Raw genomic sequence first — 19,495 nt, 5'->3', positions numbered from 1 at the left:
CTCGAGATTGTCGTTCGCATGTTCTATTATTGAGCCATGAACACAGCCGAGGCCAAGCACATCGCGGACCAGCTCCGGTCCATCCGGATGGCCAAGCGCCGCACCGAAGCCGAAGAGCTCAGACTCATCACCCAACTCGCCGTCGGCTACCACCTCGAGGCGGAGTCGGACACACACGAAGCGCTGTACGAGCAGGATCTCCAGGTCGGCGGCGCGGGCTGCCCGCTGATCTCCGAGTGGTTCGGCCTCGAACTGGCGGGGCTGCTCGGCTGCACGTCCAGGCAGGCGGTGGGGCTGGTCGGGCGGGCGTTGAACCTCCGCTACCGGCATCCCACCTTGTGGACGGCGGTTCAACAGCTGCAGGTGGATCCCCACCGCGCCGCCGCGGCGGCCGGGCGCTGCGAGGGCCTGCCCGCCGAGACCGCCGAGACGGTGGGCACGCGGTGGCTCAAGCTTCAGCACCGGCTCAGCTGGACCGCGTCGATGAACCTCATCGACCGCCTGATCGTCGAGGTGGCTCCCCACATCGCGGCCGAGGAGGAGCGCCGCGCACTGGAGGCCAGGCACGTGTCGATCTACGCCTACCGCGACGGGTCCATGCAGGTCTCCGCCCAGCTGGACGTGCTGGACGCGAAGTACCTCGACGCCGCCGTCGAGCAGATCTCAGACATCCTCGCAGAGAACCCGGAGGGCGCCCGGGTCACGAAGACCGAGCTCCGCGCCAGGGCCCTCGGCGTGCTGGCCCATCCCGCCTACGCGCTGGCACTCCAGCAGCGGCACGCCCAGCAGCCGGCGCTCCTCGACGGCGGCCTCCCCACCTGCGTCCCGGCAGACACGACGGCGGAAGCGGACGCCGAGCGGCACCGGCCGAACCCCGCCGCGTGCGCGGGGCACGTCTGCGGCGCCATCACCGTCCCCCTCGACGAGCTGCGCCCCCGGACGGAGGTGTTCGTCCACATCCCGGCCGCCGCAGTGGCCGGCCTGACCGGGGCGGCGCGGGTGGAGCGGGCCGGCTCGCTCACCGTCGCGACGCTGGGCCTCCTGCTGGGGGACAAGCGGGTGGCGGTCCGGCCCCTCATCGACCTCCCCGAGATCCGTGCGGAGGACCAGTATCGGCCCACCGCGAAACTCCGGGAGGCGGTCATCCAGATCTTCCCCACGGAGGCGTTCCCCTACTCCCAGACCCACTCCCGCGGCCTGGAGCAGGACCACACCGCCGCGTATCGCGCCTCCGGGCCCGGCGGCCAGACCAGGGTGGGCAACCTCGCGCCCTTGGGCACTCGAGTCCACCGGGTCAAGACGGCCGGCCACTGGCGCGGGGACCAACCCACCCCGGGTTGCCTCATCTGGCGCAGCCCGCTCGGCTACCGCTACCGAGTCACCCCCACCGGCACCTCCCCGCTCAACTAGCCGCTCGCCCAAGGCCCCGAGCCCGCCACCGCACCGGTGAGCGGGCCGGTGGAGCGCGCCTGAACGACCCTGGTTATCCCCAGCCCCGCAGGCATCTGGGAACTCGGCACCCGTCCTGCCCAGAGTGGGGGCAGACTCAACCACTGAGAAGGAGAACAACCATGGACAAGGTGCGGTGCTTCGGGGCGGCCGACGAGCTCTACCGGGCTTACCACGACGAGGAGTGGGGGCGCCCGGTCGAGGACACGCCGGATGAGCGGGCGCTGTTCGAGCGGGTCTGCCTCGAAGGCTTCCAGGCGGGCCTGTCCTGGCTCACCATCCTCCGCAAGCGCGAGGCGTTCAGGGCCGCGTTCGCGGGTTTCGCTCCCGCCGACGTGGCGGGCTTCGGAGACGAGGACGTCGAGCGGCTCATGGCGGACGCGGGGATCGTGCGCAATCGCGCCAAGATCCACGCCGCCGTCGGTAACGCCCGCTCCCTGTTGGAGCTGCACGACGAGGGCCTACGCCTGCATCAACTCATCTCCGCGCACGCCCCGGAGCCGCGGGAGCGGCCGCCGCTCAGCTTCGCCGACGTCCCTGCCCAGACGCCTGGCACCGTCGCACTGAGCAAGGAGCTCAAGAAGCGAGGCTTCCGATTCGTGGGGCCCACCACTCTCTACGCCTTGATGCAGGCGGTGGGGATGGTCGACGACCACATCCAGGGCTGCTGGCTGGCCAGGCCCACGACCTGACCCCTACCAAAGCCGGGCCCGGACGCGCCGAAGGCCGGCCCCTTGACGGGGCCGGCCTTCACGGTGGGGTTGGAGTCACTTCTTGGACTTCTTGGACTTCTTCGACTTCTTGTCCTTCTTGTCCTTCTTGGACTTCTTATCCTTCTTCGCCATGGTGTCACCTCCTGTGCGTCAATGTCTCGTTGACACCAGAGTCAACCATCGCTTGACGCTTCTGTCAAGTACCCATTGACGCGTGTCGCGGGATACGATGCCACCATGGCGGAGAAGAGTCAGGGAGACGCGCGGGCCGCGGCGCTCGGCGCCCTGGACGCCGCCCGCCTCGCGAGGGAAGCCGCGGACATCGCCGAGTCCCTCGCCGTCCGCGAGGCACGCAGAGCAGGGGCGTCCTGGTCCCGGATCGGCGAGCTCTACGGCTTGACCAAGCAGGGCGCCCAGCAGCGGTTCAAGCGGGCCACGGACCCGGACTGACCCCTCGGCAAACCGCGCCCACTGGGCGGTCGTGCGAGAATGGCACCCGTGTCCACCCGCCAGCCCGCCCGCGCACGCCGATCCCGCACCCGGATGACGGCCTCCCAGCGCCGCGAACAGCTGCTGGAGATCGCCCGCGAGCTCTTCGCCGAGCGCGGGTACGAGGGCACGTCGGTCGAGGAGATCGCCGCGCGCGCGGGGGTGTCCAAGCCCGTGGTCTACGAGCACTTCGGCGGCAAGGAGGGCGCGTACGCCGTGGTGGTGGACCGCGAGACCCAGGTGCTCCACACCTCCATCCGGAGCGCGCTCACCACGCCGGGCGCCGGCTCCCGCGAGCTGCTGGAGCGCGGCGCGATGGCGCTGCTGGACTACATCGACGGCTGCCCCGACGGGTTCAGGATCCTCTCGCGGGACTCGTCGACGGGGCAGCCCAGCGGCTCGTTCGCCTCCATCCTCAGCGACATCGCGGCCCAGGTGGAGGACATCCTGGCGGGCGAGTTCGAGCGCACCGGCCACGACCCCCAGTTCGCCGGCCTCTACGCCCAGGCCCTCGTCGGGCTCGTGGCGCAGACCGGTCAGCAGTGGCTGGAGAACCGTGAGCCGTCGAGGCAGGTGGTGGCGAGCCACCTCATCAACCTGGCGTGGAACGGCATGGCGCACCTCCAGACGGAGCCCCGCCTCATCATGGAGGCCAAGGACCGCCGCAAGGGTGAGGCCGAGGACGGCGACGAGCGGCCTCAGGCGGAGCCGAGCAGCAGCCGCCTCAAGTAGTCGGTCATCTCCGCGCGGTCCGCGGGATCCCACTCGGCCAGCAGAGCCTCCTCGAGCAGGACGAGCGAGACCAGCGCTGCGTCCACCAGCTCCAGGCCCGCAGGGGTGAGGGTGACGAGCATCCCGCGCCCGTCGTCGGGATCCGGGATCCTGGTCACCGCGCCGCGGGCCACCAGCCGGTCCACCCGGTTGGTCATGGTCCCGGACGTGACGTGCGTCTCCCGCAACAGCTGACCCGGGGAGAGCCGGTAGGGCCTGCCTGCGCGGCGGAGCGCCGCCAGCACGTCGAACTCCCACCCCTCGATGCCGTGCGCCGAGAACGCGCGCTTGCGATGCCCGGCGAGGATGCCCGCGAGCCTGTCGATCCTCGACCAGATGTGCATGGGCTCGAGCACCAGATCCCCACGCTCACGCTCCCAGGCCGCGACGACCTGATCGACCTCGTCGCTCATCCGAGCACCTGGGCGCCCGCCACGGGCCCGTAGGCGCGGCGGACCGCGCGCACCCCGCTGAACACGCTGAGCGTCTCCGCCAGTTCGTGGCTGTGGGCATCGGAGCCGGCAAGGAAGGCGCACGTGGGCCCGGACCCGCTGACGATCGCCCCCAGCGCGCCGGCCGCCAGGCCGATCTCGAGCGTGCGGGCGAGGGTGGGCTGGAGGGAGATGGCCGCGGGCTCGAGGTCGTTGACCAGCGCCGCCCCCACCCCCTCGGCATCACCGGCGCGGAGGGCCTCCAGCAGCGCGACGGGGATGGCCGTGTCCTGCGGGCTGCTGATCCGGTCGAACTCCTTGAAGACCGCCGGGGTGGACAGGCCCGCGTGTGAGAGGGCGAGCGTCCAGTGGAACGTTCCGCTGGACATCACCGGGGCCAGCAGGTCCCCCCGCCCGGTGCCTATCGCGGTCCCTCCCATGAGGAGAAACGGCACGTCCGAGCCGATCGCGGCGGCCAGCTCGTGCAGCTCCTCCCGGCTGGCCCCCACCTCCCACAGCGCGTTGCAGGCCACCAGCACGGCCGCGGCGTCCGCCGAACCGCCTGCCATGCCGCCGGCCACGGGGATGCGCTTGCGGACCAGGAGGGTGACGCCGACGTCGCGCCGGCCGAACCGCTCGGCGAGCAGCTTCGCCGAACGCATGGCGAGGTTGGTGTCGTCGACGGGGAGGAAAGCGGCCCCCTCACCCTGGAAGGACAACCGGAAGACCCCGGCGGGGGCGGCCTCGGCCGTCACCTCGTCGCCGAGCGACACAGCCTGGAAGACGGTGCCCAGCGCGTGATAGCCCTGCTCGTCGGTCCCGCCGACCCGCAGGGCGAGGTTCACTTTCGCCGGCACGCGAACCCTGACCGCCGTCACGTCTTGAACCTAGCGCATCGCGCGGCGCCCCCAGACGTTGTTCAGCGCGGCCCGGCCGACAGCTGCTCCGCGATGGCCGCGAACGCGGCGACGTCCAGCATCTCCCCGCGCAGCTGCGGGTCGATGCCGGCCGCCTCGATCGCCGCCGAGGCCGCGGCCGACGACCCGGCCAGCCCCGCCAGGGCGGCCCTCAGCATCTTGCGCCGCTGCGAGAAGGCCGCGTCGATCACTGTGAACGTGTCCTCACGGGTGGCGGTGGTCGCGGGCGCCGGCCGCCGCGTGATCCGGACCAGCCCGGAGTCGACGTTCGGGACTGGCCAGAACACCTTCGGCGGCACCGTCCCGACGCGCGCGGCCTCTGCGTACCAGGCCACCTTCGCGCTGGGCACGCCGTAGACCTTGCTGCCGGGTGGCGCCACCAGGCGGTCGGCCACCTCCAGCTGCACCATCACCAGCCCGTTGCTCCATCCGGGGAACAGCTCGAGCATCCTCAGCAGCACGGGCACGGACACGTTGTACGGGAGGTTGGCCACCAGCGCCGACGGGGCCGGTCCTGGGAGGGCGTCCACCTGCAGCGCGTCGGCGCCCACCACCTCCAGGCGCGAGGCCGCCTCGTCGCCCATCCGCTCCGCCACCGTGCGCCGAAGCCTTTCGGCGAGCCGGTCCTCGATCTCGACGGCCACCACCCGCGCCCCCTGCTCGAGCAGCCCGAGCGTGAGCGACCCGAGCCCGGGCCCGATCTCCAGCACCACGTCGGCGGAGGTCACACCGGAGAGGGCCACGATCCTGCGGACCGTGTTGGGGTCGACGACGAAGTTCTGGCCCCGCTGCTTGGTGGGGCGCAGGTCCAGCTCCGCGGCGATGCGGCGCACCGAGGCCGGATCCAGCAGGCCGAGCTCAGGCATGGGTGCCCCACCGCCCGTAGGCCGCGTCGGTGTTCGCGACGATCTGATCACAGAAGGTGCCCAGCTCGACCCCGAGCAGGTCGGCCAGGAACCGGACGGCGTGCGGCAGCAGGTAGGGGGCGTTCGCCTTGCCGCGCTGGGGCGCAGGGGTGAGGTAAGGCGCGTCGGTCTCGACGAGGATCCGGTCCAGCGGCGTGGCCAGCGCGGCCTCCCGCAGCGCGCCCGCCGAGCCGAACGTGACCACCCCGGGGAAGGACAGGAACGCGCCGCGCTCCAGGCAGCGCCCGGCGAACTCCGCATCGCCGGAGAAGCAGTGCATCACCACGCGCTCCGGGAGGCCCTCGTCGTCCAGCACCCGCAGGATGTCGTCGTGCGCGTCGCGGTCGTGGATCATCAGCGTCCGGCCGTAGGCCTTCGCCCATCCGATGTGCGCCCGGAACGAGACCTCCTGCGCCTCCCGCCCCTCGGCCTCCCTGGTGCGGTAGTAGTCCAGTCCCGTCTCCCCCACGGCCACCACCTCGGGAGCCGCCACGAGCGGCTCCAGGTCGGCCAGCACGGCGAAGAGGCCCGCCGCGCCGTCGCGGAGCAGGACGCGGGCCGCGTCGTTGGGGTGCAGCGCCACCGCGGCCCGCACCGTCGGCTCCCGCTCGGCAAGCTCGATCGCCGCCCGCGACGACTCCACGTCGCAGCCCACCTCGATCAGCCGCGACACCCCCACCTGGGCGGCCAGCCGCAGGGAGTCCACAACCGGCAACCCGGAGTACTCGTGCGTGGACCACAGGTGGGTGTGATTGTCGACGACGGGGCGCGGCAGCGCCTCCGGCAGGGGTGGCAGGCCGAGCGTCTCGAGGGGACTCACCTGGGGCTCTCCTTATCGGCCAACGCCGCTGCGTACAGTTCCTTGCGGTTCGCGCCCGTGAGCTTCGCCACGTCCGCCACCGCCTCCGACAGTCTCGCACCACCCGCCCGCGCGCGCCGAACGAGCTCGAGGGCGTCGTCGGCCGAGGCGGTCGCGGCCTCGGCTCCCGCGATCACCACCGTCACCTCGCCGCGCACCCCGTCGGCCGCCCACCGCGACAGTTCGGCCAGCGGACCCCGGACCACCTCCTCGAACGGCTTGGTGAGCTCCCGGCAGACGGCCCCGCGGCGCTCGTCGCCCAGCTCGCGGGCGGCGTCGCGGAGGAAGTCCTCCAGCCGGTGGGGCGCCTCGAAGAACACCATCGTGCGCTCCTCGCCAGCCAGCGCGGCCAGCCGCCGCCCCCGCTCCCCCGCCTTCCGCGGCAGGAACCCCTCGAAGCAGAAGCGGTCCACCGGGAGGCCGGAGACCGCCAGGGCGGTCAGCACCGCCGACGGCCCGGGCACGGCCGTGACCCTCAGGCCGGCCTCGATACAGGCCACCACCACGCGGTAGCCGGGGTCGCTCACCGAGGGCATCCCGGCGTCGGTCACCAGCACCACGCGCTGCCCCGCCGCGACCGCGTCGACCAGCTCGACGGTGCGCGTGGCCTCGTTCCCCTCGAAGTAGCTGACCACCCGCGCCGACGGCGCAATGCCCAGGCGTTTGGTGAGCAGCACGAAGCGCCGGGTGTCCTCGGCCGCGATGACATCCGCCGAAGCCAGGGCGTCACGGAGGGTCTGGCTGGCGTCGTCGGAGGACCCGATGGGTGTCGCAGCCAGGATGAGGGCGCCGTCGGGGAGGGGGTGCATGAGGTCAGCCTATGATGCATGAGTGCTGACGACGCTCCAGGCTCTCGACGACGGCCGGTTGCGTGACCGCACAGCCGGCTGGATCGTGACGCTCAGCATCACGCTGCTGGCGTTCCTGCTGCGCTTCCACAACCTGGCGAAGCCGCACGGGATCATGTTCGACGAGACCTACTACGCCAAGGACGCGTGGGGCATCCTGCAGTCCGGCTTCGAGCGGCAGTGGGTCGACGGCGCCAACGACATGATCCTGCGCGGGGACCTGTCGGGCATGAAGGAGCAGGCCGCCTACATCGTCCACCCGCCGGTGGGCAAGCTGCTGATCGCCGCCGGCGAGGCCATGTTCGGGATGAACCCGTTCGGGTGGCGGTTCATGGCGCTGATCTTCGGCACGCTGCTGGTGTTCTTCACCATCCGGATGGCCAGGCGACTCTCACGCTCCACGCTGATCGGCGGGGTGGCGGGGCTGCTGCTCACCTTCGACGGACTGGCCTTCATCATGAGCCGGATCGCCCTGCTCGACATCTTCCAGGCGACGTTCGCGGTGGCGGGCGTCGCCGCGCTGGTGGCGGACCGCGACTGGTTCCGGCACAAGCTGGCGGACCACCTGCGCGCCAAGGGCCTGCCGGATCTCGACGGCTCCTTCGGCCCCCTGATGCTGTGGCGGCCCTGGCGCGTCGCCGCGGGCGTGATGTTCGCCCTGTCGGTGTCGACGAAGTGGAACTCGCTGTTTCTCATCGCGGTGTTCGGGGTCGCGGTGGTGTTCTGGGACCTGGGCGCGCGCCGCCTGGCCGGGGCGGGCCGCGCGCAGTGGTGGTCGCTGGCCGTGGACGCGCCCATGGCGTTCGTCAACCTCGTCGTCGTGGTGGTCCCCATCTACATCGGCTCCTGGTTCCGGTGGCTGGGCACAGAGGGCGGCTACTACCGCGACTGGGGCGCGGACCACCCGGACGATCCGATCGTGCAGCGCTTCGGGGAGGCCCTCGGCGCACTCTGGCACTACCACGTCGAGATGTACCGCTTCCACACCGGCGACGGGATGATGGTCGACGCCACGCACTCCTACGAGGCCCACCCCGCCGGCTGGCTCTTCCTGCAGCGCCCCATCGCGATCTGGGCCGTCAACGACATCGAGCCCGGCACCGACGGCTGCGAGGCCGTGGGCACCACCTGCGTGAGCATCGTCAACGGCATCGGCACACCCCTGCTGTGGTGGGCGGCGGCGCTGGCCCTCGGTGCCGGCCTGGTCTGGTGGCTGATGGGCCGCGACTGGCGCTTCGCGGTGCCGCTGCTGGCCGTGGCCGCCACCTACCTGCCGTGGTTCCGCTATGCGGGACGACCCCTGTTCTTCTTCTACGCCATCATGATCATCCCGTTCAGCGCCACGGTGCTCGCGATGGCCCTGGGCAAGATCCTCGGCCCGGCGCACCACCCCCGACGGCGGGTGCGGGCCATGACGGTGGGCGTGTTCCTGGCGCTGGTCATCCTGAACTTCGCGTTCTTCTACCCGGTGCTGACCGGCGAGGTGATCACCCGCCCCGCCTGGCTGATGCGGATGTGGTTCGGCAACGCCTGGATCTGAGCGGCCCGGACCTGACGCGTCCTACGGCCTGTGCGGCCTGAGCATCCGGGACCCGTAGGCCCTCATCCGGCTCAACCGGGGCAGCGCGATGGCGGAGGACCCGTCGCCGAGGAGCAGGCCGGCCAGGTAGTAGCCGCTCGCGGTCCCGTTCATCAGCTCACCGCGGCCGTTGCCGCGGGCGTAGTAGCCGCCGGGGATCGCCGAGGCGCCGACGACGGGGCGCCCGTGGTCGCTCGGATCGATGGCCATCCGGGCGGTCTCCACGTCCGTCGCGCCGAGGGTGTCGGCCGCCCACCGGCGCAGGCCGGCCGTGGCGCCGTCGATGGCGGAGAGGCCGGCCTTCTGGCCCACAACCAGGGCCGACTCCCCGACGGGGCGGATCATCCAGGCCGGGCCCGTGGCAAGCAGGCTGATCTCGGCCAGTGGCCTCGAGGGCGTGCAGCGCACGATGGGCACCCACTGCGCGGGCCCGATGCGGGCGGCCCTGCCCCAGGGGCTGACCCCCAACGTGTCGACCACCGCCACGCCGCCCACCACCCCGACGTCGCGGACCCAGGCCAGGTTGTTGCGGAACCCGATGCGGGTGACGCCCTCCTTGCGCGTCAGGTGCGTGACGGTGACGCTGTGCACCACCTGCGCGCCGGCGGCCACCGCCGCCGACCGCAGAGACTCGGCGTAGGCCAGCGGGTCCACCGCGAGCGCGTCGGTCAGCAGCGCCGCGCCGTCGGGACCGATGAGGACCTGCGCCTCCATGCCGGCCGCCCGGAAGTGGCCGGCCACCTCGCGGGTATCCCGCTCGTCGCCGCCCGGCAGCGAGCGGTCCCGGAGCGGCAACGTGAGCGCCGCCGGATGGATCTGCCTGATCTCGGCCATCGCGGCCACGTTGCGCCGCGCATGCTCGAGCACCGCCGCCGGCCCGTACGCGTGCCCCATCGCCGCCACCGTCGACGCGTGGCCCACCGCGGCCACACCGTGACCGATGGCCGCGCTGCGGAACTCCAGGTTGGGATCGAGCACCAGGACGTCGTAGCCCTCCGCGGCGAGGCGTCTGGCGACCGTCAGACCTGCGACGCTCGCCCCCAGCACCACCACGTCGTGCGACATGGAACCACCCTAACCCGTGGGCGGGACCGGTGGCCGGGGCACGCGGCGCAGGCAGTAAAGTCTGGCCGACGAAAGGAATGCGCCCCATGTGGAAGCTGCACAACAACGGAATCCTCGCCCCGGACGCGGTGGTCAAGCCGACAGAGAGGCTCACCTGGGGCCGGACGATCGGGCTCGGCGCGCAACACGTGGTGGCCATGTTCGGCGCCACCTTCGTGTTCCCCCTGCTCATGGGCCTCAACCCGCAGCTCGCGGTGATGATGTCCGGCGTCGCGACGCTGGTGTTCCTGTTCGCCGTCAAGCACCGGGTGCCGAGCTACCTGGGTTCGTCGGCCTCCTTCGTGGGCGTCGCCACCGCCGTCTACACCGCCGGCGGTGACCCGGCGGACCTCACGGGGGCTCTGTTCGTCGTGGGCCTGACGCTGTTCATGGTGGGCCTGATCATCCACTTCGCCGGGGCACGCGTGATCCACAAGGCCCTGCCGCCGGTGGTCACCGGCGCGGTCGTCATGCTGATCGGGTTCAACCTGGCCCCCGTCGTCGCGTCGGTGTACTGGCCCGTCGATCCGTGGCTGGCGTTCACCGTGATGCTCATCGTCATCGCGCTCAGCATCGGGTTGCGGGGCTTCATGGGCCGCATCGCCATCTTCCTGTCCCTGGTCATCGGCTACCTGTTGAGCTGGGTGTTCGACGCGGTCCTCGGGCCGTTGCAGAAGGTCGCGGCAGACGGCACGGTCACCGAGCAGCTGCGGGTGGACTGGAGCGGCGTTGCCGACGCCAGCTGGTTCGGGCTCCCGCCCGTCTCGGACCTCGCCAACTGGAGCTACGGCGCCACCACCAACGTCGTCGGCTTCCACCTGCCGAGCTTCTCCTTCGCCGCGATCATCGTGGCGCTGCCCGTGGTGATCGCGCTCATCGCCGAGAACACCGGCCACGTCAAGGCCGTCGCCGAGATGACGGGTGAGGACCTCGATCCGGTCATGGGCCGGGCCATCGCGGCCGACGGCGCGGGCTCGATGATCGCCACCCTGGTCGGCGCCGGACCCACCACCACCTACGCCGAGAACATCGGCGTCATGGCGGCCACCCGCGTCTACTCCACCGCGGCCTACGTCGTCGCTGCTCTGGTGGCCATCCTGTTCGGCTTCTCCCCGAAGTTCGGCGCCGTGATCTCGGCCACCCCCGGCGCCGTCCTGGGCGGCATCACCGTGGTGCTCTACGGCATGATCGGCCTGCTCGGCGCGAAGATCTGGAAGGAGAACCGGGTGGACTTCGGCAACCCGCTCAACCTGATCCCGGCGGCCGCGGGCATCATCATCGGCGTCGGCAACGTCTCCCTGCCCTTCGGCGGCGGCTTCGAGCTCGGCGGCATCGCGCTGGGCACCATCGTCACCATCGGCATCTACCACCTGGCGCGGGTCATCGCGCCGCGCGAGATGCGCGAGTCCGCCGACGGCGCCTCCCTCATCTACGACGCCCCCGGCATCTACGTCGACGAGGACGACGCGGCGGATCCGCGCAGCTGAGCCGCACTTGCCCCGTGGCGATACGGTGGGGCCCGTGGATGACCTGCTGACCTCGTTCCGCGACGCCATGGCGCGCGTGGCGGCTCCCGTCACCGTCGTCACCACCGCCATCGGCGGTGCGCCCACGGGCACCACCGTCTCGGCGTTCGCCTCCCTGTCGATCACCCCGCCCATGGTCCTGTTCGCGCTGGACAACCGGGGCGGGATGATCGAGCGGGTGCGCGCGTCGGGCCGGATCGGGATCAACATCCTCGCCGCCGATCAGGCCGAGGTGGCCGTGAGGTTCGCGCGCCAGGACCTGCCGGACCGGTTCTCCGGCCTGGCCTGGCGCGAGGACCACGGCCTCCCCCGCATCGAGGGGGTGGCGGCCTGGGTGCGGTGCGACGAGCTGACGTTCGAGCCGGGCGGTGACCACACGATCATCCTGGGCACGGTGGCCGCGGCCGAGGTCACCGGTGACGAGTCCCTGGCCTACCACATGCGGCGGTTCCAGGGCCTCTCGCCCGCGCCCCGCGACTGACGCCCCGTCGGGGCCTCAGTGGTCGGAGACGTCCCGCGCGTCGCGGATGGGCGCGCTGTCCATGTCCGGGACGCCGTCCTCGTTCATGTCGCGGCTGCGGAGCTTCCGCGCGTCCCAGCGCAGGAAGACCGCGGCCAAGGCGGCGGCCAGGAGCGAGGCGAGGAGGATGGCCAGTTTCGCCCCTGCCGTGTGCCCGGCGTCCGGGAAGGACAGCTCGGCGATGAGCAGCGACACGGTGAACCCGATGCCGGTGAGGAACCCCACCGGCAGCAGGTCCCGCAGGCCGATGCTGTCCGGCAGGCGAAGCGGCGTGAGCCGGGTCACCAGAGCGGTCACGCCCAGCACCCCCACCAGCTTTCCCACGACCAGGCCCACGATGATGGCCGGCACCACCGGCTGCGCCAGCACGCTCGCCGGCCCGTCACCGTCGACCAGCGAGACGCCGGCCGAGAAGAACGCGAACAGCGGCAGGGCGATGCCGGAGGAGAACGGCCGCACGGCATGCTCGTAGTGATGCGTGCGGGTCTCAGTCTCCCCGTGTACGGCGATGGCGGGCACCATGAAGCCGAGAAGCACGCCGGCGATCGTGGCGTGCACGCCCGACGCGTGCATCAGCCCCCACGCAGCCAGCGCCAACGCCAGGAGGAGCCAGGGAGCCGGCTTGCGCGAGCGCACCACCACCGCGAACAGGGCGACGGCCACCAGAGAGGCGCCGAGCCAGATGAGGTCCAGGCCCGCGGTGTAGAACACGGCGATCACGATGATCGCGAGGAGGTCGTCGACGACCGCCAGTGTGAGCAGGAACGTGCGCAGGGCACGCGGCAGGCCACGCCCGAAGATGGCCAGCACCGCGATGGCGAAGGCGATGTCCGTGGCGGTGGGGATTGCCCACCCCTGCAGCGCGGCCGGGTCCCGGAGCGCGGTGACGACGGCCACATAGATGAGGGCAGGCACGATCATGCCGCCCACGGCGGCCAGGACCGGCACGGCGGCCTCCCTGGGCCTGCGCAGGCTGCCCGCGACGATCTCGTGCTTGAGCTCCACGCCCACGATGAAGAAAAACACGGCCAGGAGACCGTCCGCCGCCCACTTGGCGAGCGAGAGGTCGAGATGCAGGGCCTCGGGCCCGATGACGAAGTTCGAGAGCGACTGGTAGGCCTCGCGCCACGGCGAGTTCGCCCAGACGAGCGCCAGCACAGCGGCGATCAGGAGCAGTACGCCGCTCGTGGTCTCCAGCGTCACCCAGCGGCGCAGCCGGTCCCGGCGGGTCAGCTCGGACGGAGTGGTCATGGCTCTCCTTCGGTCATAGCCGTGGCGGCACGCGCCGACCACGACGTCGACCAGGCTTCCCGACACACCGAGGGCCAAACATACCCGAGAAAGAGTGGTGTGCCGAGCCGGGAGCGCCTCTCGGCGCGGGGCCGCTCTGAGCGGCTAAGTTTGGAGCCCGGGGCTACCGCGGCTCGGCACGCGACGAGAATACCCGTCGACGGCCGAGGGTCAAACACCTACTCCAATTCGCCGCTGCGCCAGAGGCGGGCGCTCCACGCCAGGTCCTCGGCGAGGTGCATGAGCCGATCGGTGGCCACGTCGTCGCCGGCCTGAAGGTTGCCGCGGCCGGCCGACACCACCCGGGCGAACGCCGCCGCCCGCTCCAACGCCAGGCCGAAGTCGCCGTCGAACACACCCCGGAGGATGTCGTCGGCCACGCGGCGCACTTCGTCGGGCCCGGTGGGATCCGCACCCGCGACGGCGTGGTTGGGCTCGGAGAGATGGGTCCCGGCGGAGTACTGGCGGGCCGCGCCGTCGGGATCACGCTGCACCCACTCCCGCAGCACGTACAGCCGGTAGAGCACCCCCGGCAGGGACCGCGCCGGGCGGGTGGACCACAGGTCTGCCAGGGTGGTGATCCCCACCTCGTCGACCACGTTGATCAGCCGACGGGTGACCTCCGGGTCCGTGCTGTGGCGGCCGGCGCCGAGCAGGGCCGCGGCGGACTCGTGGGCCGCGTGGAGGTCGGCGACGGGATCGACGCCCTCCCCCATCGCGTCGATGACCGACGGCTCCCGGAAGGCGGGGCGGCGAGGCTTGCGGGGCTCTGACACGTTCCCCAGGCTACGCGGCCGTGAAGGTGGCACTCTGGGAAGCGCCACGACCACACGGGAGCCCCCATGCACTGGATCCTCGACGCAGTCATCGTCCTGATGCTCGTCACGTACGCCGTGCGCGGGTGGCGCAGCGGCCTGGTCGCCGGCGCCTTCTCGCTCGCCGGCACCGTCCTCGGCATCCTCGGGGGCCTCTGGGCCGGCCCACGGATCGTCGCCGCCTGGGGCACCGGATGGCCGGTGCTGGCGCAGTCGCTGGCCCTCATCGGCGCGGCCTTCGTGGGCGCGGGCATCGGTGAGGGCGTCGTCGGCTCCATCGGGCGTCGGATCCGCGGCCACCGCCGGCCCCACGCCGTCGACGCCACCCTCGGCGCGGCCGGTGCGGTTCTGGTGTCCGCCCTGGTGATCGGCATCCTGGCCGCCGCCATCAAACCCATCGCCCCGCCCACCTGGGCGCGCACCATCGACGACTCGGTGGCGCTCGGCGTCATCAGACGGGCCCTTCCCGCGGAGGCGGCTCGACAGGCGTCGCGGCTGACGGAGGTGCTGCACGCCGCCGGCCTCCCCCGCGCGTTCAGCGGCCTCTTCCCCGAGCCCGAGCTCCCCGTCCCGGCCCCCGACGACGCCACCGCCCAGTCGGCCGGCGTGCAGGCCGCGGCGGGCAGCGTCCTGCTGATCTCCGCCGCGGTGCCCGAGTGTCGCGGCCCGCTCGCCGGCAACAGCGGCAGCGGCTGGGTGAGCGCCCCCGAGCGGGTGGTCACCAACGCCCACGTCGTGGCCGGCTCGGACGCGGTGGCCGTACAGGTGGCCGGCCAGGCCCTGCGGGCAACGGTGGTGGCGTTCTCCCCCGACCTGGACCTGGCGGTCCTGCACGTCCCGGGCCTCACCGCACCGCCGCTCGAACGGTCGGCGCCGTTGGCCCCCCAGGACCCGGTCGCGGTCGCGGGCTTCCCCGGGGGCGGCCCCTACACGGTCACCTCCGGCCGCGTGCGCGGCACCGTCGAGGCGCGCGGCGACGACATCTACGGGGCCTCCGTCGTGGACCGGGAGATCTACGCACTGCGCGCGCACGCTGAGCCGGGCAACTCAGGGGGCCCTGTGCTCAACGAGGCCGGCCAGGTGGCCGGGACGGTGTTCGCCATCTCGCTGGTGGACGCCGAGACCACGTACGCGCTGACCAACGCCCAGGCGGCCGCTGTCATCGACGGCGCCGCCTCGGCCACCGCCGAGGTCAGCACCCAGGGCTGCACCCCCTGACAGGGCATGAAAAAAGCCGGTCAGGTGACCGGCCCTAAGTGGAGCTAGGGGGATTCGAACCCCCGGCCTTCTCATTGCGAACGAGACGCGCTACCAACTGCGCCATAGCCCCTCAAAGCATCACGAATGCTAGCACCGAGCCGAGCCGGGGGCCAAGTCAGCCCCGTGGGAGGCGGCACCCAAGGGGCGGCGCTACTCGCCGATCGCGCGCGGGCGGAACGGGGCCTCCTCGGCCTCCGCCAACGCCGGCGCCGACGGGTTGTCCGCCGTCGGGATGACGGGCGAGGACGGGCTCAGGGGCGCCGACAGGTCGATGGTGCGGACCGTCCGCGGGAGGAGGGGCTGCTGCACGTAGGTGGGCGGCGCCACCGGGATGGGGTCCCACAGCGCGCTGAGCGTGGTGGGCATCGAGAGGTCGATGGAGATCTCGATGTTCTCGGTGGCCTCCCGGTCCGACAGGTCGATCGTGACCGTGTCCTCGTCCTCGGAGAAGCCGGCCTTGACGGCCGCGGACCGGGCGTCGAGGCTGCGGTGCATCGCCACCACCGAGATCCTGGCCACGGCCAGGAAGGCCCCGATGAGGCCCGCCGGGACGAGCAGGGTCCACCACGGTGCAGCACCGAGCGCCGCCAGGACTCCGGCGACCGCCAACGCGGCCACGAGCACGGCCACCACCGCGAGACGACGGCGCGCCGCCTGGCGGGAGATGAGTCGGAGCTCGAGCAGGTCCGCCCGCCGGGTGAGAGGCGTGGACACCTCGACGCCGGTCTCGCTCTGCGTGTCGGTCGCCTCCCGGTGGAGGATCCGGACCGAGTCCGAGAAGCGCTCCGTGGGATCCCCCTCCAGCTCCGCCTCCGCCGCCTGGGCGTTCATGACCCAGGGCAGGCCGAGAGCCAGGCCGACGACGACGACGATGGCGATGAGGATTCCGGCGAGCACGGGACCCACGTTAAACAACAACGCTGTGATTTACTCCCGCCGTCGCGGCGAGTCGGCGGATCACCCGTCAGGAAGTTCCGGGCGTCACTCCTCGTCGAAGAGCCATACCTTGACGGCTTCGCCCGCCCTGACCTGCTCCACATGCTCGTCCAGAACGATCAGGGCGTTCGACTGCGCCAACTCGGACAGCGCGTAGGTCTCGGTGACCTGCGAGACGTGGCGGATGCTCCCCTCCGTGGTGACCCGCCCTCGGAGCAGGTGCAGCTGGCCGCGGTGCGAGCGCAGGCCGGTCGACGCGAGGGCCCGCACCGCACGGTGACCGGTGCGCGCTCCCATCAGCTGCATGATCAGCGGCCGTGCGAAGGCATGGAAGGAGACGTACGCGCTGACGGGATTGCCGGGGAGCATCAGCATCGGCACCCGGTCCTCACCGATGACCCCGAACGTCTGCGTGCGCCCCGGGGACATCGCGACGTTGACCGAGTCCACCATCCCCAGCTCCTCCATCACCGTCACCACTGCCTCGTAGTCCTCGCGGCGGCCGCCGGTGGTGGAGATCACCAGGTCTGCCCGGATCAGCTGATCCGTGACGGCCTCGCGGATGGCCTCGGGGTCGTTGGAGTGGACGGCGACGCGGAACACCGTCGCACCGGCGGCCTTGGCGGCGGCCGCGATCATGAAGGAGTTGGCGTCGGTCACCTCCCCGTGCTGCACGCTGCTCGTGGGATCGATGAGATGTTCGCCGGAGCTCACCACCACCACGCGGGGGCGGGGGCGCACCATCACCTTGTCGATGCCCGCGCTGGCCAGCAGCCCGATGGCGCGGTCGTCGAGCACGTCGCCCTCGCTGAGCAGCCGGGTGCCGAGGCGCAGATGCTCGCCCGCGGCCCGCACGTACTCCCCCTCGTTGACCCGTTCGATGAGCCGCACGCGCCCGTGCTCGACGGTGCCGAACGTCGCCGGCAGCACGGCGGTTGCCCCCCGCGGCAGGACGTCGCCGGGGGCAACGGAGGCGGCGCCCCCCTCAGGGAGGCGACCCACACCCAGATCCACGATCTCGAGCGGAGGCGCCAGGTGGCCCTCGTCGTCGAGGAGTTCCTTGGCGCGCACGGCGTAGCCGGCCACCTTCGCGGTGCTGTTGGGCGGGACGGCGATCATCGAGTCGATGTCCTCGCACAGCACCTGGTCCCACGCCTCAAGCAGCGACATCCCGAAGGGGCGCAACGGCTCGACGAGGCTCAGCAGGTAGTCCGTGTGGTCCGAGACGCTGCGCAGCCCGGAGGCGTCGAGCGTTGGCGGGTCCGGAAGCCGTGGCTCCTCCACCACCGCTTCCTCCTCACCGGGGACGGGCTCCTGCTTCTTCCGGGCGAACCAAGCCATGGCGCCTACGATAGGCCAATGACCCTCTCGGCCCGCAAGGACGCGCTGCGCGCGAGGATCTCCGCCGCCCGGGCGCGGGTCACCCCCGAGCAGTGGCACTCTGACAACGCCCTACGCACCACGCACCTCCTCGAGATGGCCGATCGGCTACCCACGACGACGGCGTCGGTCTACGCGTCCCGGGCCGGCGAGCCGGGCACGCGCGCGCTCATCGACGAGCTCGTCACGCGCGGTTGGGCGGTCCTGATCCCGAAGCTCACCCCCGGGGTCGCATGGGCGAGATTCGACGGATGGGACTCGACCGTCCCGGGCTGGGGAGGCATCCCCAGCCCCGTGGCAGCGCCCCTGGCACCCGAGGTGCTCGGCGAGGCCGGGCTGATCGTCGTCCCCTGCCTGGCGGTGGGCCCGGACGGGTCGCGGCTGGGGACCGGCGGCGGGTGGTACGACCGCGCGCTGCTGCACCGGGCGCCGGACACCCGTGTGGTCGCGGTGGCGCGCCACGTGGAGGTGCTCGACGATCTCGCGGCCTTGACCCTCCCCCACGACATCCCGGTGGATGGATACGTCACAGAGCGCGTTTCGGTCCGGTTGCCGCGCTGATCTACCATGGAGCGAGTCGTCTCCCACCGGAGGATCCCTGTATGCCCACTTACCAGTACCGTTGCACCGATTGCGGCACCGATCACGAGGCCGTGCAGAAGTTCACCGACCCCGCGCTGACGGACTGCCCGGCGTGCGAAGGCGACCTGCGCAAGGTGTACAGCGCCGTGGGCGTGGTGTTCAAGGGCTCCGGCTTCTACGCCACTGATTCCAGGGCCGCCAAGTCCGCGGCCTCCGGCCCCGCCAAGGCCAGCCCGAAGCCTGAGCCGGTCAAGGCGGCGTCGGCCCCGAAGGCCGAAGCCAAGTCCGCCTGATCCCTCCCCTGTGGACAGCGGGAGATCGGCCCCTCCGCTGACGATCAAGGGGGCATGAAGCCCCTCCTCGCCCGCATCGCGGCGTTCGTCTCCTGGCACCGGCGCGCCGTCGCGGCGCTGCTCGCCGCACTGTCCGTCGTGTTGGTCGCCGGCTGGCTCGCCGAGCCGGACGGCCCAGGCGTGCCCGTGCCGGTCACCGCCGTCGAGCTCGCGGCCGGCCACACGATCTCCTCCACCGACGTCACGGTGAAGGAGCTGCCCGCCCACCTCCTGCCCACTGGAACGACGCCCACGCTGGATCAGGTGGTCGGCCAGGTCACGGCCGTGGGGCTCGCGCCGGGCACGCTGCTCCAGGCCGGGCTTCTCGCCACCGGTCAGGGAGTGGCGCCCGGACGTGCCGTGGTGCCCATCTCGCTCCCGGACGATCAGCTGCGCTCGCTGCTCCGCCCCGGGGATCCGGTCACGCTGGTGGTCACCTCCGCCGAGTCGGCTGAGGTGCTGACGCGCGATGCCCGGGTGGCGGCCCTGCCCGCCGCCCCGGGCGGCTCGGCGTTGGCGGTCGCGGGCTCCGGATCGGACGGTTTGGTCCTCGTCGACGTCCCCGCCGGCGAGGCCCCCATGGTCGCGGCCCTCGGGCAGAGCGGACAGCTGAGCGTCGTGCTCGGCGCGCTCTAGGGGTATCCGGTTGCCCCTCTCCGGATGACCGGCTAGAGTTCCTCACGGCCTCTTGGCCCTGATCGGGCGACCCCCAGCGCGGTCTGCCAACTACGGATCCCCCGTCGTCACCACCTCGTCGACGGGACATCTCCGCCCTGCGGACAACGAAGA

General features: G+C 71.9%; 21 protein-coding genes and 1 tRNA gene. 11 read left to right on the top strand and 11 right to left on the bottom strand.

Annotation, left to right across the window (positions count from 1 at the left end; genetic code table 11):
- Positions 1 to 36: 36 nt before the first annotated feature.
- The 4 genes from ACZK5D_RS03690 (at position 37) to ACZK5D_RS03675 (ending at position 3,383) form a co-directional block, all read left to right on the top strand.
- A complete protein-coding gene (locus ACZK5D_RS03690) occupies positions 37 to 1,410 on the top strand; it encodes a hypothetical protein (protein WP_463664321.1) in 1,374 nt (457 codons plus the stop codon).
- Between the two features lie 161 nt (positions 1,411 to 1,571).
- Positions 1,572 to 2,141 carry a DNA-3-methyladenine glycosylase I gene (locus ACZK5D_RS03685; RefSeq protein WP_458996189.1) on the top strand — a complete coding sequence of 190 codons (570 nt, stop codon included), beginning with the start codon at positions 1,572 to 1,574 and terminating at the stop codon, positions 2,139 to 2,141.
- A gap of 258 nt (positions 2,142 to 2,399) precedes the next feature.
- Entirely contained in the window at positions 2,400 to 2,612 is a 213-nt protein-coding gene (locus ACZK5D_RS03680; RefSeq protein WP_463664320.1) for a hypothetical protein, read from the top strand.
- Between the two features lie 39 nt (positions 2,613 to 2,651).
- Positions 2,652 to 3,383 carry a TetR/AcrR family transcriptional regulator gene (locus ACZK5D_RS03675; RefSeq protein WP_458996187.1) on the top strand — a complete coding sequence of 244 codons (732 nt, stop codon included), beginning with the start codon at positions 2,652 to 2,654 and terminating at the stop codon, positions 3,381 to 3,383.
- Here the strand turns inward: ACZK5D_RS03675 and ACZK5D_RS03670 are convergent.
- The 5 genes from ACZK5D_RS03670 to rsmI are packed head-to-tail and all read right to left on the bottom strand — an operon-like array spanning position 3,350 to position 7,343.
- Positions 3,350 to 3,835, bottom strand: coding sequence for a MarR family winged helix-turn-helix transcriptional regulator (locus tag ACZK5D_RS03670; protein ID WP_458996186.1), 486 nt, complete (start codon positions 3,833 to 3,835; stop codon positions 3,350 to 3,352). The two genes, ACZK5D_RS03675 and ACZK5D_RS03670, sit on opposite strands and share 34 nt — an antisense overlap.
- On the bottom strand, positions 3,832 to 4,731 hold the full coding sequence (locus ACZK5D_RS03665) for a 4-(cytidine 5'-diphospho)-2-C-methyl-D-erythritol kinase (RefSeq protein WP_463664319.1): 900 nt from the start codon (positions 4,729 to 4,731) through the stop codon (positions 3,832 to 3,834). The genes ACZK5D_RS03670 and ACZK5D_RS03665 overlap by 4 nt, the downstream gene beginning before the upstream one ends.
- Positions 4,732 to 4,772: 41 nt before the next feature.
- Positions 4,773 to 5,636 carry a 16S rRNA (adenine(1518)-N(6)/adenine(1519)-N(6))-dimethyltransferase RsmA gene (gene rsmA / locus ACZK5D_RS03660; RefSeq protein WP_458996184.1) on the bottom strand — a complete coding sequence of 288 codons (864 nt, stop codon included), beginning with the start codon at positions 5,634 to 5,636 and terminating at the stop codon, positions 4,773 to 4,775.
- Positions 5,629 to 6,495, bottom strand: a complete 867-nt coding sequence (locus ACZK5D_RS03655) for a TatD family hydrolase (protein ID WP_458996183.1) — start codon at positions 6,493 to 6,495, stop codon at positions 5,629 to 5,631. The genes rsmA and ACZK5D_RS03655 overlap by 8 nt, the downstream gene beginning before the upstream one ends.
- Complete coding sequence (gene rsmI, locus ACZK5D_RS03650; RefSeq protein WP_458996182.1) at positions 6,492 to 7,343, bottom strand: 16S rRNA (cytidine(1402)-2'-O)-methyltransferase; 852 nt, start codon at positions 7,341 to 7,343, stop codon at positions 6,492 to 6,494. Before rsmI ends, ACZK5D_RS03655 begins: the two co-directional genes overlap by 4 nt.
- A gap of 25 nt (positions 7,344 to 7,368) precedes the next feature.
- Here rsmI and ACZK5D_RS03645 point away from each other — a divergent pair, with 25 nt between their 5' ends.
- A complete protein-coding gene (locus ACZK5D_RS03645; RefSeq protein ID WP_458996490.1) occupies positions 7,369 to 8,922 on the top strand; it encodes a dolichyl-phosphate-mannose--protein mannosyltransferase in 1,554 nt (517 codons plus the stop codon).
- A 21-nt stretch (positions 8,923 to 8,943) separates the two neighbouring features.
- On the opposite strand, the gene ACZK5D_RS03640 is transcribed toward ACZK5D_RS03645, so the two are convergent.
- Positions 8,944 to 10,026, bottom strand: coding sequence for an FAD-dependent oxidoreductase (locus tag ACZK5D_RS03640; RefSeq protein WP_463664318.1), 1,083 nt, complete (start codon positions 10,024 to 10,026; stop codon positions 8,944 to 8,946).
- Positions 10,027 to 10,112: 86 nt separating this feature from the next.
- Between ACZK5D_RS03640 and ACZK5D_RS03635 the strand changes: the two genes are divergently transcribed.
- Both ACZK5D_RS03635 and ACZK5D_RS03630 read left to right on the top strand, forming a co-directional pair.
- Entirely contained in the window at positions 10,113 to 11,552 is a 1,440-nt protein-coding gene (locus tag ACZK5D_RS03635; RefSeq protein WP_458996180.1) for a uracil-xanthine permease family protein, read from the top strand.
- A 34-nt stretch (positions 11,553 to 11,586) separates the two neighbouring features.
- A complete protein-coding gene (locus ACZK5D_RS03630; protein ID WP_458996179.1) occupies positions 11,587 to 12,072 on the top strand; it encodes a flavin reductase family protein in 486 nt (161 codons plus the stop codon).
- 15 nt (positions 12,073 to 12,087) lie between these two features.
- Here ACZK5D_RS03630 and nhaA read toward each other — a convergent pair whose 3' ends face one another.
- A complete protein-coding gene (nhaA, locus tag ACZK5D_RS03625; protein ID WP_458996178.1) occupies positions 12,088 to 13,362 on the bottom strand; it encodes a Na+/H+ antiporter NhaA in 1,275 nt (424 codons plus the stop codon).
- A 218-nt stretch (positions 13,363 to 13,580) separates the two neighbouring features.
- A complete protein-coding gene (locus tag ACZK5D_RS03620) occupies positions 13,581 to 14,177 on the bottom strand; it encodes a hypothetical protein (RefSeq protein WP_458996177.1) in 597 nt (198 codons plus the stop codon).
- Between the two features lie 66 nt (positions 14,178 to 14,243).
- Here ACZK5D_RS03620 and ACZK5D_RS03615 point away from each other — a divergent pair, with 66 nt between their 5' ends.
- Positions 14,244 to 15,434, top strand: a complete 1,191-nt coding sequence (locus ACZK5D_RS03615) for a MarP family serine protease (RefSeq protein ID WP_458996176.1) — start codon at positions 14,244 to 14,246, stop codon at positions 15,432 to 15,434.
- A gap of 39 nt (positions 15,435 to 15,473) precedes the next feature.
- Here ACZK5D_RS03615 and ACZK5D_RS03610 read toward each other — a convergent pair.
- The 3 genes from ACZK5D_RS03610 to ACZK5D_RS03600 all read right to left on the bottom strand — a co-directional run bounded on the left by ACZK5D_RS03610 (position 15,474) and on the right by ACZK5D_RS03600 (position 17,753).
- Positions 15,474 to 15,546, bottom strand: a tRNA-Ala gene (locus ACZK5D_RS03610).
- Positions 15,547 to 15,626: 80 nt separating this feature from the next.
- The gene (locus ACZK5D_RS03605) at positions 15,627 to 16,373 is read right to left on the bottom strand and encodes a hypothetical protein (protein ID WP_463664317.1); all 747 of its coding nucleotides are present in this window, start codon (positions 16,371 to 16,373) and stop codon (positions 15,627 to 15,629) included.
- 84 nt (positions 16,374 to 16,457) lie between these two features.
- Positions 16,458 to 17,753 carry a molybdopterin molybdotransferase MoeA gene (locus tag ACZK5D_RS03600; RefSeq protein ID WP_463664316.1) on the bottom strand — a complete coding sequence of 432 codons (1,296 nt, stop codon included), beginning with the start codon at positions 17,751 to 17,753 and terminating at the stop codon, positions 16,458 to 16,460.
- 18 nt (positions 17,754 to 17,771) lie between these two features.
- Here ACZK5D_RS03600 and ACZK5D_RS03595 point away from each other — a divergent pair, with 18 nt between their 5' ends.
- The 3 genes from ACZK5D_RS03595 to ACZK5D_RS03585 are packed head-to-tail and all read left to right on the top strand — an operon-like array spanning position 17,772 to position 19,342.
- A complete protein-coding gene (locus ACZK5D_RS03595) occupies positions 17,772 to 18,353 on the top strand; it encodes a 5-formyltetrahydrofolate cyclo-ligase (protein WP_463664315.1) in 582 nt (193 codons plus the stop codon).
- Positions 18,354 to 18,394: 41 nt separating this feature from the next.
- The gene (locus tag ACZK5D_RS03590) at positions 18,395 to 18,667 is read left to right on the top strand and encodes an FmdB family zinc ribbon protein (RefSeq protein ID WP_463664314.1); all 273 of its coding nucleotides are present in this window, start codon (positions 18,395 to 18,397) and stop codon (positions 18,665 to 18,667) included.
- 54 nt (positions 18,668 to 18,721) lie between these two features.
- On the top strand, positions 18,722 to 19,342 hold the full coding sequence (locus ACZK5D_RS03585; protein WP_463664313.1) for an SAF domain-containing protein: 621 nt from the start codon (positions 18,722 to 18,724) through the stop codon (positions 19,340 to 19,342).
- Positions 19,343 to 19,495 lie beyond the last annotated feature (153 nt).

Source organism: Tessaracoccus yangjingae (assembly GCF_055326235.1).
Note: the sequence above shows the minus strand (reverse complement) of the source record. Positions and strands in the feature narration are given on the sequence as shown.

What these genes read in the sequence shown, in the direction of transcription:
- ACZK5D_RS03690 (WP_463664321.1), top strand. Translation starts at nt 37, where the DNA reads ATGAACACAGCCGAGGCCAAGCACATCGCGGACCAGCTCCGGTCCATC.
- ACZK5D_RS03670 (WP_458996186.1), bottom strand. Translation starts at nt 3,835, where the DNA reads ATGAGCGACGAGGTCGATCAGGTCGTCGCGGCCTGGGAGCGTGAGCGT.
- rsmI (WP_458996182.1), bottom strand. Translation starts at nt 7,343, where the DNA reads ATGCACCCCCTCCCCGACGGCGCCCTCATCCTGGCTGCGACACCCATC.
- ACZK5D_RS03585 (WP_463664313.1), top strand. Translation starts at nt 18,722, where the DNA reads ATGAAGCCCCTCCTCGCCCGCATCGCGGCGTTCGTCTCCTGGCACCGG.
- ACZK5D_RS03590 (WP_463664314.1), top strand. Translation starts at nt 18,395, where the DNA reads ATGCCCACTTACCAGTACCGTTGCACCGATTGCGGCACCGATCACGAG.
- ACZK5D_RS03685 (WP_458996189.1), top strand. Translation starts at nt 1,572, where the DNA reads ATGGACAAGGTGCGGTGCTTCGGGGCGGCCGACGAGCTCTACCGGGCT.
- ACZK5D_RS03595 (WP_463664315.1), top strand. Translation starts at nt 17,772, where the DNA reads ATGACCCTCTCGGCCCGCAAGGACGCGCTGCGCGCGAGGATCTCCGCC.
- nhaA (WP_458996178.1), bottom strand. Translation starts at nt 13,362, where the DNA reads ATGACCACTCCGTCCGAGCTGACCCGCCGGGACCGGCTGCGCCGCTGG.
- rsmA (WP_458996184.1), bottom strand. Translation starts at nt 5,636, where the DNA reads ATGCCTGAGCTCGGCCTGCTGGATCCGGCCTCGGTGCGCCGCATCGCC.
- ACZK5D_RS03640 (WP_463664318.1), bottom strand. Translation starts at nt 10,026, where the DNA reads ATGTCGCACGACGTGGTGGTGCTGGGGGCGAGCGTCGCAGGTCTGACG.
- ACZK5D_RS03635 (WP_458996180.1), top strand. Translation starts at nt 10,113, where the DNA reads ATGTGGAAGCTGCACAACAACGGAATCCTCGCCCCGGACGCGGTGGTC.
- ACZK5D_RS03615 (WP_458996176.1), top strand. Translation starts at nt 14,244, where the DNA reads ATGCACTGGATCCTCGACGCAGTCATCGTCCTGATGCTCGTCACGTAC.
- ACZK5D_RS03600 (WP_463664316.1), bottom strand. Translation starts at nt 17,753, where the DNA reads ATGGCTTGGTTCGCCCGGAAGAAGCAGGAGCCCGTCCCCGGTGAGGAG.
- ACZK5D_RS03675 (WP_458996187.1), top strand. Translation starts at nt 2,652, where the DNA reads ATGGCACCCGTGTCCACCCGCCAGCCCGCCCGCGCACGCCGATCCCGC.
- ACZK5D_RS03680 (WP_463664320.1), top strand. Translation starts at nt 2,400, where the DNA reads ATGGCGGAGAAGAGTCAGGGAGACGCGCGGGCCGCGGCGCTCGGCGCC.